Genomic DNA, 17,070 nt, shown 5'->3' with positions numbered 1-17,070 from the left:
TTTCATACTCCCCCTCTCTGCTTTTCGGTACTTCATGCTACACCCCCTTCGTGTCCACTGATAGGGGGTTAGTTCAGACTAAAACCGGAAAATTCAAACCGACCTTGACAGGCGCAGCATAAGTTTCTTCCTCAAGGCGCTTGTGCCACAAGCAGAAGCCAGTGCGGTCCCAGTAGAGCACCTTCATCACTTTCCGGGTCTTGCCGAGGAAGACAAAATAGTCGCCCGAGAACATCCTGTCCGCTTTTTTCTCATTGGCGATCTGGGCTAAGCCATTGATCTGCTTGCGCATGTCGGTCATGCCAGCCACAAGGTGAATCGCTCGATCTTTCTTGAAATACATCCTTCGCTCCTTTCAGGGAGCGAGGATACTCACTTTCTTAAGCCCTGGCGGACGGGGAGAAATTTACGTTTACCATTAATCTAATTCCGCATATCGGTAATCCCTGCAACAAGGTGAATCGCGCGATCTTCCCTGAAAAAAATCCTTTGCTCCTATCAGATCAAGGATACTCAAGTTTTCAAGCCCTGGCGGACGGGGGAAATTTGCGTTTGCTTTAAAATTAGCAGTTTTTTTTAATCCAAATAGAAAACTGAGCTATCTTCTCCTACTATCATCGTCTTGCTTACATCTACCCAAGTATTATTTACTTTCTTTGAATATATTGCTATTATCCTATCTCCTACATATGTTGTATAATTAGCCATATCTCCAGGTTTTAAGGTAGTAATATAGCCATCACTAATACTATAAATTTTTGCATCTGTTTTTTCTCCAGTACTAAATAAACCGTAATTGCTTGTAAGGTATAATAGTATTGTGCGATAAACTATTGGCTCTGAACATCCAAATGTAATTAAAAATATTGCTGTTAATATTAGCAGCGAAACTATTCTTTTAGTTTTATAAGTAATCATAATATTCCTTTCTATTATTATAGCATAAAAATCTTAGATGTAGCTGTCAAAGGTCATCTTATTCCCCCGGCAGGGTCATGGTAATTCCCCCAGGGGTACTTGCATAGTTACAACACGCTCAAAAGCAGTTGTCAAGCAGCTGGCTCCGAGATTTGATTTCTCAATGTTCCTTCCTTCCGGAACGAACGACCAGAGGTGACGATCAGCTTGACCGCTCCGGACACGAGCCTATCCATGATAGCTCCTCCCACAATCTGGTCGGGGAAGATGGAGAACCAGTCTTCCGGTGGCCTGTTTGAGGTGATCACAATGGAGCCTTCGGTCAGCCCGCAGTCAAGGACAATCGTTCTCAATTTTGCCAATTCTTCCTGCCAGTTTTTGGCGTTCCGTAAAAATGCATCAACCTTCGGATTCATTCTGTTTGATGGTGCTTGTTCAGGAGCTTTCTCATCCTTCAAAATAAACCTCCTCACGCAGTTTTTCGAAACTTCATAGAATGAGCATACCATCGTGGGAGCTTGATCCACCTGACAGCCGCCGAGGCGGCTTAAAGGGATTGTCAGCCAATTTCATCTTTTCACCTTTAATCCCAAGTACTGTTCCATTGGATCAAAGTCTCTATCATTATGCAGCAACTCAAATCCTTTCTCTAAACAAAATGTCCCAATTATTACATCGATTGTTTTTCTTACCGTTACGCCATGTTTCCTTAATTTTCTATAATTTTCTGCTGAGATTATTGCCATTTCTTTTCCCAGAAAATCATAATATTCAAGTCGATCCATTATTTGTTTCGCTATTTTTATATCCTTTTCTTCTCTAAATCCTTGCAAGAATTCTACAATAATCAAATCTCCAGTTGCTACTCTGTCATGGAGCAGTTCATAATCAAGCAGATCTGTCTGAGGTGTATCTATTCCTCGTACATAATCAATCCAAACGGAAGTATCTACTATTATCATCTGTCCAATCTCATTTCTTCGAGATTACCTTCCCAATTAAGCTTTCCACGCAACTTTCTTATTTCTGATTGCTCTTTTTGAGCAATCAGAAGCTTCAAAGCTTCTTCAATGGTTTGCTTCTTTGTTTTATATCCAGAGATACTCTTAGCTTTATTCATTAAACTATCATCAATTACAATATTTGTGCGCATGGCGGCACCTCCATAATGTGTATATTACTCTAGTAATATACACATATGACGCATGATTGTAAAGTAGCTGAGCCTCGTGCAAAAATCGAATGGCGTAATCTCGATGCAATTTCGCTCGGCCTGAGCCTATGATGCAGGGCTCTACGCATCAAATGCTCGCACGATTTTTATGGGGAAATCTGACGATTTTTCTGGCCATTCCAGATTGATCTTTCTAGGGAGTTTCAGCTTGCATTGCACATGCCACCATGACACAATCGTCGGAAATGTATAGCAATGTGCATGCAGCATTTTTCTTATGGCGAGATATGCTGACAAATTCCCAAAGCAAAGGGAAATCGGATCTTTTCGACGCAAGAATGCGGGGGAATGCGCATGTTCTTCTCAGCATTGATATTACCTGCCAGACTTTTGAAAAAAGCTCATAAATTTAAAAAATATTGAGAAAAAAACAAGGCCGCCCGGGCAAGCCCGGGCGGCCTTTCGTCGTCGCTCTATTGCGGATCAATTGTGGCTGATTGTCACGGTGAGGGTATCGCCGTAGGTTCCAGCCTGATAATAATCAGCAGACGGGCCGAACTTCAGCTGAACCGGATAGATGTTACCGGTCTTTGAAGTTCGCGGCTGAGGAGGGCTTACGGCCACCCTAGAAAGGCTCCAGTCTGTAATATCCAAGTAAGCAACAGTAATCGTGTAAGCGATTTTCTCGGTATTGTCAGCTGTATTGACCAAATACCCGCTATTCGCGCTCGAAACGCTTAGCTGCCAGTTTCTTACATTGCTGTTCACTGTGATAATGCCGAGATTCCAAGTCTCTGCAGTCGAACCATTCGCTATAGTGCCCATATAGGTCCCGGGCACTGTCAGCGAGAACACTTCAGCTGCCAAGCCAGAAATCGACGCAGGACCACTCTGCGTTGTCGCCGCAAACGCCATCCCGAACACTGCTACCGCAAACAGAGCTACCAATGCATACTTTTTCATTTGAAACCTCCGCGTCTGCAGGGTCGTGGCCCCGCAGATACATTTTGAGTTTTGCTGTGGCGTCCTGCAACGGATCCAGCCACTACACTTTGATAATAGTATTATTAACATTTTCGCAAAGAGTCAAATAGAAAATTTATTTTCTCTTATAGCGCGAATCTCTCCAAAGTAATAAAAATATTATTTAATTGAGCCTCTCAAAAAAGCCTAAAAAGCAAAGATTTTTATTTGATATTTCAAACCAGACTTTTTAAAAAAAAGCCCATGATTTTTGCATTTTTTGTTTGACAGAATATAATAATTTATAGGAAAATAATTATAAGGAAATTAAATATCGTACAAGGAGGAAAAGTTATGAGAAAAGCTTTCTTTTTGATTCTCGCAGTGTTGCTAATCTTTTCGAGTTGCAATCTGATAAATCCTGTAAAAAAGCCCTCTGACATTGATACTGTGGCAGAAATAAATTCAAGCGATATACAAAGTAGTGGTGCAACAAATGTTCCGACGACTGAAAGCGAGATTGTTGCAATAATATCTGGCATCGGATCCAATGCATCATCTGATCAAGTGATACAAGACTTGGGCAATTCTTTTGCAGAAAAAAAACTAAGTGCTGCCAAGATTTTGAAAGCAGCCAAATCGCTAAGTTCAAGCTTTCAGCAGCAGATTGATAAAATTCAGCAAGACTTTGATAACTTCCCAACAACAAAAAAAATAGATGAAACTATAAGTTTGTCCGGGGAAAATATCGGTACGTATTTTGCGCTGACCACTGGAGAAGCGGCTTTTTCACTCAATGCTGTGACTACTGATGGGAACCCGATAGATATGCAAGGTGCAAGCAATTTGAGTTCGCTAGCTGGCGAGGGGACGCTGAAAATCGCAATCAATCCAACTTCTGCCTTGTCAAGTTTGCAAGCAGATGCTTCAGCAATCAAAGACTTCAAGTTCAGGTTGAATGCAGGAGGAAGCGCAAGCATAAGTACTAAAGCCGGTGCTGGGATGGAACGAATACCGGATAAGATTACGCTTGACTATGCAGAAAGCATGGCAATTGCGTTCTCTGCAAGAGTCGATACGAATGGAGGGAAGTTTTCTTTCAAAATAGATTCGAAATATTCTGGCACAATTGACTATAGCAACATTCAATCAGCAACAGATCCCGAAGAAGTGCTCAATACGCTCGTTCCCAGCATTACCATAACTGTCAAAGTATATGATGATAGCGGCAATGTAACATTCAACAAAACATACACAAGCATAGAAGCATTTGTGGCAGCTTTCACCCCAGCTACTTGATAGGGATCTTGGGCATCTGAATTGATCTATTGTATATAAGAACAGAATAAATATAAGGGAGCTGCGGCGGCTAAAAGCAGCTCCCTTAATTCCATCATTGCGGTAGCTGGCGCCTTGCGGGTTTTCATAGTCGGGTTCATTGAGAATGTCCTTTCCTGGGTGGGCCTTGTCTATTCTGAGCCGCAGCGGCGAGCGGCCGCGTACCTGAGAGAATACTCGCGGAAGTACGACACGGTCGAGATCGACAGCTGGTTCTACAAGATTTCCGGCCCAGAGGAAGTCGCCGACTACCTTGCGCAGGTGCCGCCCGCCTTCCGCTTTACCTGCAAGGTGCCGCAGGAGCTGACCCTTACGCATTTGCGCGGGAACGCCGGCGCATCGATGGGCGTGCCTAACCCTTCCTTATAATATGGGTCATACATCTGCAGCACCTCAGTTTTTTTTCTGCGGGAGTCGTTCAAGGCGCCCTTGGGCTTGATCTGATAATCAGAAACAAGACTCTCCTTATAATTCGATTCGCATATAGTATAATCAGGCTCAGAGGCACGCGATACAATGATACCTTTTGCAAAGAAGCTCATTTCAAGCTTCAAGTTCCGTATATTCCTTTTTGTATTGGCAGCTATTATGCCAGCTTTTCTGCTAAGCTTCCTCCAGCTGCACTACGAGCGCAACCGGGAATTGAGCGAAATGCGGTATACAACGCACCAAATTGTTGAGCTCATTGCGCAGCAGGAATCCGATGTATTCGATGGTACGAGGCAGCTCCTTGAAGCGGTCGCCGCTATGCCGGAAATAAGGAATGCGGCATACAAAGAAATCGCGATATATCTCAGAAAACTTGCTTCGGCATTTCATCGATACAGGAATTTCTTTCTTCTCGATGCGAAGGGTACTATCCTTGCGAATGCGTTTCCGGCCGACGATGCAAAAACAGATGATAAAATTCCAGCTCTGGCAGAAATCGCAGCATCAAAAAGCCCTGTGATGAGCGGTTTTCATATCGACCCGGATGATCATAGCCCATCGGTCTATTTCGGCTATCCGCTCATCGATCGTTCCGGGTATGTGAGCGGTGCGCTGGCTGCAGTCATCGATCTGAGCTATCTAAATGTCTTTGAGCAAGCGATTCGCAGCAAGCTGCAGCCTGAAGCGGTATTGACCAAAATAGACAGAGAAGGGATTGTCCTTATCCGCGAGCCTGATCCTGAAGCATATATCGGCAAGAAGTATCAGGAGCAGGCAGTATTGATGCAGATAGGGACACAACAAGATGGAGTCTTGCTCCAGACTGATACGCAAGGCCAAAAGAGCGTTTTCGCCTTTTCGCGCATGCCAAGCAAAATCTATGCATCGGATATATACGTTATTGTAAGCATTCCGGAGCATAGTGCATTTGCCGGCATCAATCAAAGATTCTATCGTGAGCTGCTCATTTTGGGCATTGGCATGATTCTCATTTCGTTACTGACGATGCTCTCTCTTGATCCATTCCTCATGCACGACGTACAAGAATTGATCGCTGCGGCAAAAAAGATGCAAAAAGGGGATCTGACTGCTCGAGCTCGCCATTTCAAATATTCTTCCATTGAGTTGCAGCAATTGGTACGCGCATTCAACACGATGGCAGATTCGATGCAGAAAAGCCAGCAGCAATTGCTGGATTCATATGAAGCTACCCTTGAAGGATGGGTGCGCATATTGGATATTCGCGACAATGAAACAAGCGGACATTCAAAACGAGTCACTGATCTGGCTTTGCAATTTGCGCGCGAAGCACACGTGAAGGAAGATGAGATGCCGAATATTCGGCGAGGAGCACTCAGTAGGTCGGCGGTTCAAATCCGTCAGCGCCCATAATCAATCACATAATAGCAAAGCGCAAAGGCTGCTGCTTTTGCCTCATTTTTGTTACCAGGATGAGGCAGCTATGGGCAGTATAGCCGCCGAGCATTTCTTAGCAAGTCGCAAAAAGCAGCGTAAATGATTTTGATCAGCGTAATAAGAATGCTTGCTTGCGGCGCTATTTTCCCCCTTGCCCATTTTTCCCCGCCCCCTAATACCCCAGCATCTGCGAATAGGGGCGCGGCTCCAGGTTTACGCGCGGGATGCCACAGCGGTCGATTACCTCGTAGAGGCGGCATTTGGCCTCGTCCAGCGCTTCGCTATCGAGCTGTTCGCAGACGCATTCGACTTCGAGGAACAGACCGAGAGGCTCGACTTCGACGACTTCGGCGACGAGGCCTTCGGCGGACTCCCAGCGGGTGCCAATTTTTCGTTTGGTATAGACAAAGCGGGCTTCGAGTTTTTCCATGAATTTTCTGAAGACTGCTTCGTTATCGACTGAGAATTCTGATTCGCGGTTTATCTCGATGTCGCCATCGAAGGTTTTTTCTTTGAATGTGATGGTTGTGCGGGCGGGTTCGGCGCGGACGCGGAATCTGAACGCGGCAGGGGCCAGAGGGTTCCAGCCTGACACTTCCCAGTATTCGTCGCGCTTGTCGATATCGCCTGCAAAGCGCATAAAGCTGGCAAGCTGCGCTTCGACAGCTTTTCTGTCAGCAATGCGCGCCTTGAGCTCGATTTCAACCATGTGCGCTCTGTCAGGCTGGTCCATCAGCATGCTTCTCCGATTATCTTGCGGCGCGTTCTCGCCTCCATGGTGCGCTTTCTTGTTACATCTCCAGCACCGAGGGATCGTAATCCGCTGGCGGCTCGTAGCCCAAAAGCTCGATGCAGGTCGCAGCCAAGCTTGAAATGCCGAGCCCACTCCGCAGCGCTGCTTTATATTCGCCCTTGTATTCGGGGTCGTAGATGACACAGGGAACGGGATTGAGCGAGTGGCTTGTTTTGACCTTTGGCTCGCCATTTGCATCGAGGGTTACTTTGCCGGTTTTCTTGTCGTGCTCAAACATGTCATCCGAGTTGCCGTGGTCTGCGGTCAGGATGAGGATGCCTCCTGCCTTTTCGACTGCTTCCTTGATGCGCCCGATCTGCAAATCCATGCCTTCGAGGCCGCAGACGACCGCCTGGAACACACCTGTATGTCCGACCATGTCGCCGTTCGGGAAGTTGAGCCTGATGAATGAGTATTTGCCGCTTCCGATTGCATCGAGCACATAGTCAGCGATTTCGGCGCATTTCATCCAGGGGCGCTGTTCGAAGGGAACGCGGTCGCTCTTGATTTCGACATAGTCTTCGAGCTCATCGGAGAATTTTCCGGAGCGGTTGCCGTTGAAAAAATAAGTGACGTGGCCGAATTTCTGGGTTTCGGAAATTGCGAGGGTTTTGAGGCCTGTGGCAGCGATATATTCGCCGACGGTCCTGTCGATGGCAGGCGGCGAGACGAGGTAATTCTTGGGAACCATGAGGTCGCCGTCATACTGCATCATGCCGGCATAGTAGACCTTGGGGCGCCGTACCCTGTCGAACTTGTCGAAATTGTCCTGCTCGAAGGCAGCGGTGATTTCGATTGCCCTGTCGCCGCGGAAATTGAAGAATATGACGCTGTCGCCGTCTTCGATGGTGCCGACTGGGCCTTTTTCATCCGCAATGACAAATTCGGGCACGTCCTGGTCGATGACGCCGGGGATTTCCTTGCGATAGGTGGTGATGGCTTCTTCTGCGCTCGAAAAGCGCCTTCCTAAGCCGAGCACATGGCAGTCCCATCCGCGCTTGACCTGCTTCCAGTTTGCGCCATAGCGGTCCATGGTGATGTACTGGCGCCCGCCGCCCGACGCGATGCGGTAATCGACGCCTTTTGTGCGCAGCTCAGCAAGAAATGCTTCGAAAGGTATGACATAGTCGAGGGCGCTCTGTGAGCCGACATCGCGGCCATCGAGGAGGATATGGATTCTGGCGCGCTGTACGCCTTCCTTTTGGGCTTGGATGAGCATAGCCTTTAGGTGCTCGATATGGGAATGCACGTTGCCATCGGAAAATAGCCCGATAAAGTGGAGAGCGCCTCTGCTATTTTTAACATTGGCGACAAGCTCGCGCCAGACTCTGCCCTGGAACATGGCGCCTGTTTCGATCGACAGGTTGACAAGGCGGGCTCCCTGGGCGAACACGCGGCCGCAGCCGATTGCGTTGTGGCCGACTTCCGAGTTGCCCATGTCGTCGTCGGAAGGCAGGCCTACCGCTGTGCCGTGCGCTTTCAGCTTGGTGACGGGGCAGCTTGCCTCGAGCTTTCTGAAGTGCAGCATGTCAGCAGCCTGCACCGCATCACCCTCTTTATATTCGCCATATCCGACGCCGTCCATGATAACGAGGACGAGAGGCCCTCGCCTGCCCTTCCACTGAGGATTCTTTTTCAGAGCTGCAACCATTGATATCTCCAGTTCATATAATAACTTAAATTATGCTTAGCGCCCTGAGCGACGAGCCTGAGGCGCACTACGTGCAATCAGCTTCCGGAGCGCCAGGCACAGCCAACTTCCCGCGCGCCGCTATTCACCAAAGTACTCTATGAGCGTATCGACGCCAATGTCTTTTATCTTTTCTCCATAGTTGAGAAACGGCAGACCAACGACGGAAAACGCACGAACAGGCACCGCCCCGCTTCGCGTGATCATGTCGCAGGTCGCGTTGATGGTGCCGCCGGTTGCAATGAGGTCATCGACGATAAGAAAGCGCGCACCTGGCTGTATGTCTTCTACATGCATTTCCAGTATGGCTGAGCCATATTCGAGCTCATAGGAACAAGAAATGGTCTTGCCCGGCAATTTGCCTTTCTTGCGCACAAGAAGCAGCGGGATGCCGCGTTTGTAGCAGAAGGGAGCTGCAAACACAAAGCCGCGCGATTCGATGGCGGCGACCGCATCTATCTCCATATCTTTATACAGCTTGAGCATGGAATCGACGCAGTACTGGAATGCATCGGGATTCGCGAGGATGCTGGTAATATCGTAGAACAGTATGCCAGGCTTAGGGAAATCCGACACCTTTCGGATTGCGTCGTCGAGGTTGAATCCTTCATCCTCTTCATGGATTGCGCTGTCATTCGCCATACGCTTCGCCTCTTCTGCTGAAGGGAATCGCGCTACCTTTTCAGAAAGGTTGCGGCATAGTATACCGAAAAAGGCCTCAAATGTATATCACTTGAGGATCGCGCTCAAAATGCCAAAGCCAATACTGAGACCTGCGGAGATGCCGAGCTTGAGCCACATTTCGCTGTTGGTAAGCGCAACCGAGTTCTGAGTCTTGAAAGGCCAGGGGGCATAGGCGGTGTCAAAGTTGTTCGAGACAAAGCGCGTTACATCGAGCACAAAGCCTGTATAGAAATAACTGAATGGGAAAACCCCAATTGAAAGGATGAGGGCGCGTCCGGCCATGCTTTCCTTCGTGGTCTTGTAGGAAAAGCTCGGCAAGGTCACGGCTGGGGGTTTGGCTTGAGTACCCTCCGCCTGCCCGCCCTCGGTTTGGGGGAAAGCGCCGGTGGTATCTTCAGTCTGTGGAATTGTTTCCTGAGTCGGGTTAGTCTGGTCCTCAGGGAGGACTTCCTGCATATCCTGCGCGAAGGAGAAAGCGGAGCCCACAAAAAATACAATAACGAGGAAGGCGATACACCGCAGCAAAGGCCATCGCATGCTATGCCCTTTCGCCAAACAGCGCAGTGCCGATTCTCACAAGGGTTGAGCCTTCTTCGATCGCTATCTCGAAATCGTTGCTCATCCCCATGGAGAGCTCTGTAAAGTGCACAAAATCGAAGCGCTGGGCAACTTCTGCTTTCGCTGCTGCTAGCATGCTGAACGAATGGCGTATCGCGCGCTCGTCAGTGGTGAATGGCGCCATGGTCATAAGCCCTCGCAGCACAACCAGCCTGCCCTCTTCTCGGTTTTCCGCTGCAAAGCTGGCAAGCAGATCGCAAGCTCGCAAAAGCTCATCCAATGAAGGAAAGCCTGCTTTCGATTCCTCTCCAGTATGGAGCTCGAAAAAGAGTTCGATGGGCTCTGTGCGGCTGCTAAGCCTTGCAAGGATGGCTTCGAGCACTTCGACGCTGTCGATTCCCTCCAGCGCATCAAAAATGCCGAGCGCTTTGTTAATTTTGTTTTTCTGGAGCGTGCCGATCATATGCAGGCGCGAACCTACAAGGGAGTCCCGCAAGGGCGGGTATTTTGTCTGCGCTTCCTGTACCCTGTTTTCCCCGAAAAGACGGATTCCTGCATGGTAGGCATCGAGAATTGCTTCTGCGGGATGAAATTTCGTGACAGCCATCAACGCAATAGATTGGGGGGCTCTGCCTGCCCGCTCAGCGGCGCGAAGGATTCGCTCCTGTATTCGGGCGATATTGTCAGCAATCTGTGAATCATTCATCGGCATATGCACAATCTACCAGCGAAACAGGTCAAGGGCAAGCTTCAGCCCGCCAAGCTTCAATTGACCATGAGGCTCGCTTTCAAGATACTCTGGTTCCCTGCATAATCACTTACCTGGACTTCGATTTCGTGCTGGCCCCGCTGCAAAGGAATCCTGCCAACACGGTAGGCTCCATTTTCCAGTATCGCTTTGCTCGATGGCGCGGGATTACCCAGGAAAGAAAGCCCTTCACTTTTGCATGTTGCAGCGATGAATGAGGTGTCGATACTCGTTTTCCCGTCCAGCATGATGACGATCTTGTAGGGTGCGGAAAATGACCTCGAGCCAGGGATAATCGAATCGATGGCTGCGACCGAAACCTCATATGTGGCTTGCTGACACTCAATGTATTTTCCTTTTGGTGCGGTTGTTTTGAGCTCTATCGGCGTATTCCCTCGCATATTTTCATTATTGAGCCAGACATTCTGAATGACAGGCGCAGTGCGATCCTGAAGCCATGAAGCGAGAAACAGCGGATTGATCCACAGCGAATTCTTTAAATCAAAAAGACGCAATCCAAAATATCGTTCCGGATAGATGCCTGATCCTATTGCCTGCCCCATGCTTGTACCCTTTTTCACACTATTCTCCTGCCCCCTTCCTGCCTGATTGAAAATTACAGTATCGAGAGCGAGGCCTGAAACAAGGCTGATGTAGCTTTCCGGATGCAGAATCGCAACGGCTCCTCCGAGGGGAAAGGAAAAAACTGAGGCAACCGGAGATTCTCGCTGCGAATATATGACAGTACCGCTCGATGGCGCTTTGATTTCCGGATATTCAGTTTTCAGTGCTATATCGCTTCGCGGTACAAATCCCGGCTTTGTTTTTTGAAGCTCTTTCGCATTGGATGAGCCCTGAGTGGCAAGGATCGTCCCGAAACCAGCGATATCTGTCGCAGCGGGAACTTGAAAGTCGATCGCGCCCAGGGGGCCCAGGAAAGCAACAGAAAAGAGAAAGCATATGGCAATCAGTTTCGTGGATTTCATTGCTGCCAGCCTTTCACAATTTCAACACCATCCCTGAATACAATTATAAGCGCCCCTTTCCCCGCGGATGCAGAAACAGCTCCGGGTTCCTCTCTTTCAATAATCCCATGCTTCAGTATCAACACTTTCGTTGTTGGCGGGTTCTGGCTTTGCACTTGAAGCACTGCAATGGTATTTCCACCCGTAGGCCCCAGCACAAAATGCTGTACGAATGCCCCTGAAGCTACATTACCTAAAGCTGCGCCATTTGCCAATTTCCGAACATAATTCTTTTTGGTATTATAATATATAAGCTGTTCACCCTGTGCGATTACTACATGGGAACCGTCTTCAGCGTAGCACATTGTAGCCTGCAGAGGCGCCCCACTAGGCAGCTCACGCTCGGAAGATTTGACAAACCCTGTTCCTGCGCGCCGATATGACTCAATTTTCTGAGGAGACATGCCACGAAGCACTGCAGCGGACCTTCCATCGCCGGATAGCGCGATTCCGTACACGGTTCGTATGTGCTGGGAATCTTGCTGGGAATCGTGCGGCTCAGAATACAGATTCTCCGCCTTTTTTCCCAAAAAGCGGATTGATCCATCAAGAAAACCGATTCCTAGAGTGGTGGGTGTCGCATCGATGGCCGTTATTGGCATTGGGAATTCTATCTCCCATACAATGGAGCCGTCTGCATGCATCTCGGCAATTCCCATCTGATCAGCCCGTATCAAAAAACGCCTTGACGACTTGAACCACGGATACCCATATCCTGCGATAGTCGATGGCTTTGAACCCAAAGAGAAGGCTTGAAGGGCTGTCGCAAGCCGGTCATAGGAAATCCAGCCACTAGAGTCTATCGCAGCGCGATCAGAAAATTGCGCTGCATAGAGCTGGTTGTTTGCACTATCGATATAGCCGAGGTACCCATCCCCAAGAAAAGAAATAAGCGATGGACTTGGATTCTGGCGCGAAATGCTTGCAGGATCAAGCGCACTTGAAAATGGCAGGAAGATTGCTTCGGAAATTTGCTCCTGCTTTTTTGTCCCCCGCACAGATAGAAGCACAAACAAAACCGCTGCGACGATAAATGCAAAGATGTGGAATCGCCTCTTCTTCATTTCATTTCGATGGTGCATGAGCTGGCGCGATCAGTCAATACAGAGCCGCGCTTTTCTAAAAGCCAAATTTCCGATATATTAAAAAAGAGGTACATATTGCATGCAACCGGAATATTCATCGCTTTTCGACCTCGCTCTTGAAGCTTGCGAACATAGTTACGCCCCCTACTCAAAATTCCGCGTGGGCGCAGCCCTCCTCTGCGAAGATGGAAGCGTCATTACCGGCGTAAATGTCGAAAACCGCAGCTACGGTTTGACAATCTGCGCTGAACGCAATGCCATCGCAGCAGCGATTACCGCTGGCAAGAAAAAGTTCAAGGCCCTTGTGATCGCTACGCCGGATGCGGATTACCCGGTGAGCCCTTGTGGCGCGTGCCGACAGGTCATTTCAGAATTCATGCCGCCATCCGCTCCTGTGGTATTCGGAAACAGCCAGAATTCGTATATGACTTCCAGTGTCGGTGAATTATTGCCACACGATGCATTGCACGAGCTTTCTGGCGAGCTCGGTGATTAATCTATTGCTCTTTCGCTGGCTTTGCGCGCCTGCATAGTTATAAAAAAGATGTGTGCAGGTCTTATTGCTGAATCTGCGCTTTGCTGAGCAGCTCCGCAGCATGCGAGCGGGATACATCGCTTTCCGCAGAACCGGAAAGCATGCGCGCAATTTCCGCCTCGCGCTCATCTCTCGAAAGATATCGGATCTCCGTACTTGTGCGCCCTTCCGAGATGTACTTCATGACTTTGCACTGCTGGTCAGCCCGCGCAGCGATCGTAGCAAGATGCGTTACGCAAAGCACTTGTCGATATTCACTCAGCTGTTTGAGGTATTCGCCGACTGCCACGCCGACCTGGCCGCCAATTCCTGTGTCGATTTCATCGAATACAAGCGTGTCGACGACGTCATGGGCTGCCAGCACAGCTTTGAGAGCAAGCGCAAAACGCGACAATTCGCCGCCTGATGCAATTCGTGAAAGAGGTCGATCCGGTTCTCCGGGGTTTGGAGCTATATAGAATTCTACTTCGTCAAAGCCAAAGGGGCCTGGTCGATAGGAGCCGCGATCATCCACAATCCTTGCAACGCGCACTATGCAGCGCGCATCCGGCATGCCAAGCCTTCTGACAATTGCTTCCATTGAAGATGACAAAGTGGCAGCTGCAGCCATGCGTTTTTCCGAGATCTCGGCTGCTGCCGACAACACTTTTTCCTTGAGAGCTTTCGTCCGCTTTTCAAGCTCGAGCGCATTTTCGTCCGCATGGGCAAGGGTATCGAGCGTCGAACGGGCACGATCGAAGCGCTGGAGCACATCTGCAAGTTCGGGTCCATATTTGCGCTTGAGCCTCTGTAGCTCGGCGAGCCTGTTCTGGATCGCTTCAAGTCTCGCTGGATCAAATCGCAGGCCTGAGCGGTATTCAGCAATTGATTCGGATATATCTTCTAGCTCGTAATATGCGGCCGCAAGCCTGTCCGCGAATGGTCCAAGCCGGGCATCGATTGCCCTCGCTGTTTCGAGATCGGCTCGTGCTCTTTTCAAAAGATGCAACGCATCGGTGCTGTCCCCTGCAGCCATTGAAGATGATGCTTCCGATATTGCTGCAAAGAGCTTTTCGTGCTGAGAGAGGATTTTCTCCTCTGCAGCGAGCTCGATATCTTCGCCTGCTCGTGGTTTCGCCGAGGCGATGTCTTTGATAACAAACTCGAGATAGTCCATCTCCTGGGCGCGCTTTGCTTTTTCCTCGAGAAGCGACTGATATGTTTTTACTGAATCCCGCCATTCTTGGTAGATTTTCTGATAGGCTTTGAGATCCTGGTCGAGGCTTGCGTAGGCATCCAGCATCTCGATATGAGTCGCGGGGTCGATGAGCCGCTGATGCTCATGCTGACCATGGATATCAACTAGAAACTGCGTGAATTCAACCAATTCTGCCCGCGAAACTTGCCGGTTCTGAATCCATGCGAGGCTTCTGCCATTCTGCTTCAAGGTTCTTCTGATGAGAATGGAGCTCTCGGATTCGTCGCTGATGCCTCTCTCTTCAAGCCAGCGCTGCACTTCCGGGTTGTCCCGTATAGAGAAAAGCCCTGACACTGTGCAGTCAGCAGCGCCTTCTCGAATAATCGAATTGTCTGCTTTTGCTCCGAGAAGAAAGCCGAGCGCATCGACAATGAGCGATTTCCCCGCGCCCGTCTCTCCCGAAAAAACTGTCATTCCGTGAGAAAGATCGATATCGACCTGTTCGATAATCGCAAAATTCTGCACCGAAAGCTGCTCAAGCATCGTTATCTCCAGACCAGCCCAGTTTTGTCCGTAATGCAGAGAAAAATGCATTCCCGGGAGGAACCACCAACAATGCATGCTTTTCGTACTTTTCGATTTTTGCAACGTCGCCTTTTTTCAAAGGAGTCATATCATGGCCATCGACGGTTAGAAGAGCGCCAGATTTCCTTGTCTCATCGATCACAATTTCGACCGGGAGCTTTCCTGGAATGACAAGGGGCCTCGAAGCAAGAGTAAATGGACAGATCGGATTGATAATGATGGCGCTAATTTCAGGATGGACTGCCGGGCCGCCAGCAGCCAGGTTGTAAGCAGTCGAGCCAGTCGGTGTGGAAACAATGAGCCCGTCTGCGCGGTAATGTCCGAAGCGATCGTTGTTGACATAGAGGCACATCCTGATCATGCGGGCATTGCCTTCCGATGATACGACAATATCATTGAGCGCAATGCCATTGTAGAGCAGCTCGTTTTCTCGATACGCACGGACGCGCAGCATAAGGCGCTTCGATACTTCAATAGAGCCGCTGCACCAGCCATCGAAGGTTGCGGCCCAAGTGTCGATTTTGTTTGCTGCAATAAATCCAAGCGTTCCCAGGTTAATGGGAAGTATAGGAAGACCGAGCGGGGCCGCAAAACTCGCTGCATAGAGCAAGGTGCCATCGCCTCCAAGGCTCACAAGTAGGGCATACCGCGAGAAATCCGGTCGTTCGCCAATCGAGCTGCGGAAACCCAAAATATCGGCTTGCCAGCCTCGTTCAAGCAAGCCTTTCTTTATAACCAGAGCGGCATTGCTCGCGTCGTCTTTGTTGAGATTTGCAAAAATGAGCGCAGATTTGCTTTCTTGCATGAAGTTCTCCTATGGCAACGTCGCGACAATCTTGCCAATCTGATCAACTTGCTGGTTGGAAAGTTTATGATGCATAGGGAAGAGGACACATCTCAGCGCGATCGAGCGGGCGACAGGAAAGCATGCGGCGGCATCGTCGCCCATAATCGCAGGGCTTGATGAAAAAGCAAGTTCTGCCTGCACACCGTGTTTCTTTGCATACTCGATAATTTCTTTTGAGCTTCCTTCGGCAAACACAGCAAAGGCATATATTGGTGTGGCTTCGCTTTCAGCAATTTTCAGGCCTGCATGGCGTGTTCTTGCGAGCTGCCTGCTCAATATTTCTTGTATTGCTTTGCGGCGCTCTACCATCTGGGAAACGCTTTTCAGCTGAGATACGCCGAGGGCTGCATTATAGTCAGTCATTCTCAATTCGGAAGGGAGCGATTCTTCCATCGAACGGAGTATCTGGCCATCTCTTTTGCCTCTTGCACATAGCAGCGCTCCGCCGCCGGTTGCTATAGGGGAGTCATTTTCAAGCCCCCATACCGCAAAATAGGCAAATGTATTTGAGGACGTGCTTTCTGCGATATTGCCTGAAACTTGAGAAATATCTTCTATGACAGGGAACCCTAGGCTTTGCAGCAGACTTGATGGCGGCATCTTTCCGAGCGCGTCAAATAGAAGCACTGTAGAAGGGTTTGCTGATTCAATGGCTTCTTTTGAAGGATGGAGGGTTTCTTCTTCAACATCGAGGACAATAGGCACATATCCTGCATCTTCTACTGCAGCGAGGTGCCAGGAAGGCGCGAGCGCTGAAATTGCAACTTTGCTTCCCTGACCAAGCCCGCATATTTTGAAAGCTCTTTGCATGGCTGTGTACGGGCTTCTCAGAGCAACGGCATATTCAAACCCGAACTGGTCTTTAATGGCTTTTGCAAACCGGCTGTTAAAGTCGCCCGGGCCAACTGCATCCTCAACCATTCTGCTGAGCACAAGATCCATGTCTTTGCGGGTGATGTAGGATGAAAAAACGCGTATCATTGCAATAATACTATCATTTCAGCCAGTAGGCGGCAAGGCGGAGAATAGCGCGAACACCAGCGCGACGAGCCAGTGCACTGAAGCCCTGCGCGGGGCTGATTGCTGACTGGCGCGAAGCTGATTG

General features: G+C 49.1%; 20 protein-coding genes. 4 read left to right on the top strand and 16 right to left on the bottom strand.

All coding sequences use genetic code 11. The annotated features are described in order from the left end of the window. Positions 1–73: 73 nt before the first annotated feature. From tnpB to GAP13_RS11175, 6 genes are all read right to left on the bottom strand, one after another. On the bottom strand, positions 74–343 hold the full coding sequence (gene tnpB, locus GAP13_RS11200) for an IS66 family insertion sequence element accessory protein TnpB (protein WP_158908409.1): 270 nt from the start codon (positions 341–343) through the stop codon (positions 74–76). Positions 344–576: 233 nt separating this feature from the next. Then, positions 577–918, bottom strand: coding sequence for a hypothetical protein (locus tag GAP13_RS11195; protein ID WP_158908408.1), 342 nt, complete (start codon positions 916–918; stop codon positions 577–579). Positions 919–1,049: 131 nt separating this feature from the next. Continuing rightward, positions 1,050–1,376 (bottom strand): ATP-binding protein, encoded by a 327-nt coding sequence (locus GAP13_RS11190; protein WP_186338844.1) that lies wholly within the window; start codon positions 1,374–1,376, stop codon positions 1,050–1,052. A gap of 111 nt (positions 1,377–1,487) precedes the next feature. Continuing rightward, the gene (gene vapC, locus GAP13_RS11185; RefSeq protein ID WP_158908407.1) at positions 1,488–1,880 is read right to left on the bottom strand and encodes a type II toxin-antitoxin system VapC family toxin; all 393 of its coding nucleotides are present in this window, start codon (positions 1,878–1,880) and stop codon (positions 1,488–1,490) included. Continuing rightward, complete coding sequence (locus tag GAP13_RS11180; protein WP_158908406.1) at positions 1,877–2,071, bottom strand: type II toxin-antitoxin system VapB family antitoxin; 195 nt, start codon at positions 2,069–2,071, stop codon at positions 1,877–1,879. Before GAP13_RS11180 ends, vapC begins: the two co-directional genes overlap by 4 nt. A 504-nt stretch (positions 2,072–2,575) precedes the next feature. Further along, positions 2,576–3,055 carry a hypothetical protein gene (locus GAP13_RS11175; RefSeq protein WP_158908405.1) on the bottom strand — a complete coding sequence of 160 codons (480 nt, stop codon included), beginning with the start codon at positions 3,053–3,055 and terminating at the stop codon, positions 2,576–2,578. A 354-nt stretch (positions 3,056–3,409) separates the two neighbouring features. On the opposite strand from GAP13_RS11175, the gene GAP13_RS11170 reads away from it, so the two are divergent. From GAP13_RS11170 to GAP13_RS11160, 3 genes are all read left to right on the top strand, one after another. Continuing rightward, positions 3,410–4,354, top strand: coding sequence for a hypothetical protein (locus tag GAP13_RS11170; protein WP_158908404.1), 945 nt, complete (start codon positions 3,410–3,412; stop codon positions 4,352–4,354). A gap of 114 nt (positions 4,355–4,468) precedes the next feature. Beyond that, complete coding sequence (locus tag GAP13_RS11165) at positions 4,469–4,762, top strand: DUF72 domain-containing protein (RefSeq protein ID WP_158908403.1); 294 nt, start codon at positions 4,469–4,471, stop codon at positions 4,760–4,762. A gap of 219 nt (positions 4,763–4,981) precedes the next feature. Then, positions 4,982–6,214: a cache domain-containing protein gene (locus tag GAP13_RS11160; protein ID WP_158908402.1), complete on the top strand. Its 1,233-nt coding sequence runs from the start codon at positions 4,982–4,984 to the stop codon at positions 6,212–6,214. Between the two features lie 196 nt (positions 6,215–6,410). Here GAP13_RS11160 and cyaB read toward each other — a convergent pair whose 3' ends face one another. The 7 genes from cyaB to GAP13_RS11125 all read right to left on the bottom strand — a co-directional run bounded on the left by cyaB (position 6,411) and on the right by GAP13_RS11125 (position 12,800). Then, the gene (gene cyaB, locus GAP13_RS11155; RefSeq protein WP_222126209.1) at positions 6,411–6,977 is read right to left on the bottom strand and encodes a class IV adenylate cyclase; all 567 of its coding nucleotides are present in this window, start codon (positions 6,975–6,977) and stop codon (positions 6,411–6,413) included. Between the two features lie 52 nt (positions 6,978–7,029). Further along, positions 7,030–8,682 (bottom strand): 2,3-bisphosphoglycerate-independent phosphoglycerate mutase, encoded by a 1,653-nt coding sequence (gpmI, locus tag GAP13_RS11150; RefSeq protein ID WP_158908400.1) that lies wholly within the window; start codon positions 8,680–8,682, stop codon positions 7,030–7,032. A 120-nt stretch (positions 8,683–8,802) separates the two neighbouring features. Next, positions 8,803–9,363 (bottom strand): adenine phosphoribosyltransferase, encoded by a 561-nt coding sequence (locus GAP13_RS11145; RefSeq protein ID WP_158908399.1) that lies wholly within the window; start codon positions 9,361–9,363, stop codon positions 8,803–8,805. 87 nt (positions 9,364–9,450) lie between these two features. Then, the gene (locus GAP13_RS11140) at positions 9,451–9,891 is read right to left on the bottom strand and encodes a DUF8521 domain-containing protein (RefSeq protein WP_158908398.1); all 441 of its coding nucleotides are present in this window, start codon (positions 9,889–9,891) and stop codon (positions 9,451–9,453) included. A 52-nt stretch (positions 9,892–9,943) separates the two neighbouring features. Further along, on the bottom strand, positions 9,944–10,669 hold the full coding sequence (locus tag GAP13_RS11135) for a YggS family pyridoxal phosphate-dependent enzyme (protein ID WP_158908397.1): 726 nt from the start codon (positions 10,667–10,669) through the stop codon (positions 9,944–9,946). A gap of 59 nt (positions 10,670–10,728) precedes the next feature. Further along, a complete protein-coding gene (locus GAP13_RS11130) occupies positions 10,729–11,697 on the bottom strand; it encodes a hypothetical protein (RefSeq protein ID WP_158908396.1) in 969 nt (322 codons plus the stop codon). Further along, positions 11,694–12,800, bottom strand: coding sequence for a TP_0783 family beta-propeller protein (locus GAP13_RS11125; RefSeq protein WP_158908395.1), 1,107 nt, complete (start codon positions 12,798–12,800; stop codon positions 11,694–11,696). The genes GAP13_RS11130 and GAP13_RS11125 overlap by 4 nt, the downstream gene beginning before the upstream one ends. Before the next feature lie 100 nt (positions 12,801–12,900). Between GAP13_RS11125 and cdd the strand changes: the two genes are divergently transcribed. Further along, entirely contained in the window at positions 12,901–13,317 is a 417-nt protein-coding gene (cdd, locus tag GAP13_RS11120; protein ID WP_158908394.1) for a cytidine deaminase, read from the top strand. A 61-nt stretch (positions 13,318–13,378) separates the two neighbouring features. Here cdd and recN read toward each other — a convergent pair whose 3' ends face one another. The 3 genes from recN to GAP13_RS11105 are packed head-to-tail and all read right to left on the bottom strand — an operon-like array spanning position 13,379 to position 16,946. Continuing rightward, on the bottom strand, positions 13,379–15,076 hold the full coding sequence (gene recN, locus GAP13_RS11115; RefSeq protein WP_158908393.1) for a DNA repair protein RecN: 1,698 nt from the start codon (positions 15,074–15,076) through the stop codon (positions 13,379–13,381). Next, positions 15,069–15,923 (bottom strand): NAD(+)/NADH kinase, encoded by an 855-nt coding sequence (locus GAP13_RS11110; RefSeq protein WP_158908392.1) that lies wholly within the window; start codon positions 15,921–15,923, stop codon positions 15,069–15,071. Before GAP13_RS11110 ends, recN begins: the two co-directional genes overlap by 8 nt. Positions 15,924–15,932: 9 nt before the next feature. Continuing rightward, positions 15,933–16,946 carry a DegT/DnrJ/EryC1/StrS family aminotransferase gene (locus tag GAP13_RS11105; RefSeq protein ID WP_158908391.1) on the bottom strand — a complete coding sequence of 338 codons (1,014 nt, stop codon included), beginning with the start codon at positions 16,944–16,946 and terminating at the stop codon, positions 15,933–15,935. Positions 16,947–17,070: the final 124 nt, after the last annotated feature.

It is taken from the genome of Rectinema subterraneum, from assembly GCA_009768935.1.
Classification (GTDB): Bacteria; Spirochaetota; Spirochaetia; order Treponematales; family Rectinemataceae; genus Rectinema; species Rectinema subterraneum.
This window is presented reverse-complemented; position numbering and strand designations above follow the sequence as displayed.

Bases quoted from the DNA above. Each gene is read 5' to 3' on its own strand.
- tnpB (WP_158908409.1), bottom strand. From the start codon at position 343: ATGTATTTCAAGAAAGATCGAGCGATTCACCTTGTGGCTGGCATGACC.
- GAP13_RS11195 (WP_158908408.1), bottom strand. From the start codon at position 918: ATGATTACTTATAAAACTAAAAGAATAGTTTCGCTGCTAATATTAACA.
- vapC (WP_158908407.1), bottom strand. From the start codon at position 1,880: ATGATAATAGTAGATACTTCCGTTTGGATTGATTATGTACGAGGAATA.
- GAP13_RS11180 (WP_158908406.1), bottom strand. From the start codon at position 2,071: ATGCGCACAAATATTGTAATTGATGATAGTTTAATGAATAAAGCTAAG.
- GAP13_RS11175 (WP_158908405.1), bottom strand. From the start codon at position 3,055: ATGAAAAAGTATGCATTGGTAGCTCTGTTTGCGGTAGCAGTGTTCGGG.
- GAP13_RS11170 (WP_158908404.1), top strand. From the start codon at position 3,410: ATGAGAAAAGCTTTCTTTTTGATTCTCGCAGTGTTGCTAATCTTTTCG.
- GAP13_RS11160 (WP_158908402.1), top strand. From the start codon at position 4,982: ATGCCAGCTTTTCTGCTAAGCTTCCTCCAGCTGCACTACGAGCGCAAC.
- cyaB (WP_222126209.1), bottom strand. From the start codon at position 6,977: ATGCTGATGGACCAGCCTGACAGAGCGCACATGGTTGAAATCGAGCTC.
- gpmI (WP_158908400.1), bottom strand. From the start codon at position 8,682: ATGGTTGCAGCTCTGAAAAAGAATCCTCAGTGGAAGGGCAGGCGAGGG.
- GAP13_RS11145 (WP_158908399.1), bottom strand. From the start codon at position 9,363: ATGGCGAATGACAGCGCAATCCATGAAGAGGATGAAGGATTCAACCTC.
- GAP13_RS11135 (WP_158908397.1), bottom strand. From the start codon at position 10,669: ATGAATGATTCACAGATTGCTGACAATATCGCCCGAATACAGGAGCGA.
- GAP13_RS11130 (WP_158908396.1), bottom strand. From the start codon at position 11,697: ATGAAATCCACGAAACTGATTGCCATATGCTTTCTCTTTTCTGTTGCT.
- GAP13_RS11125 (WP_158908395.1), bottom strand. From the start codon at position 12,800: ATGAAGAAGAGGCGATTCCACATCTTTGCATTTATCGTCGCAGCGGTT.
- cdd (WP_158908394.1), top strand. From the start codon at position 12,901: ATGCAACCGGAATATTCATCGCTTTTCGACCTCGCTCTTGAAGCTTGC.
- recN (WP_158908393.1), bottom strand. From the start codon at position 15,076: ATGCTTGAGCAGCTTTCGGTGCAGAATTTTGCGATTATCGAACAGGTC.
- GAP13_RS11110 (WP_158908392.1), bottom strand. From the start codon at position 15,923: ATGCAAGAAAGCAAATCTGCGCTCATTTTTGCAAATCTCAACAAAGAC.
- GAP13_RS11105 (WP_158908391.1), bottom strand. From the start codon at position 16,946: ATGATACGCGTTTTTTCATCCTACATCACCCGCAAAGACATGGATCTT.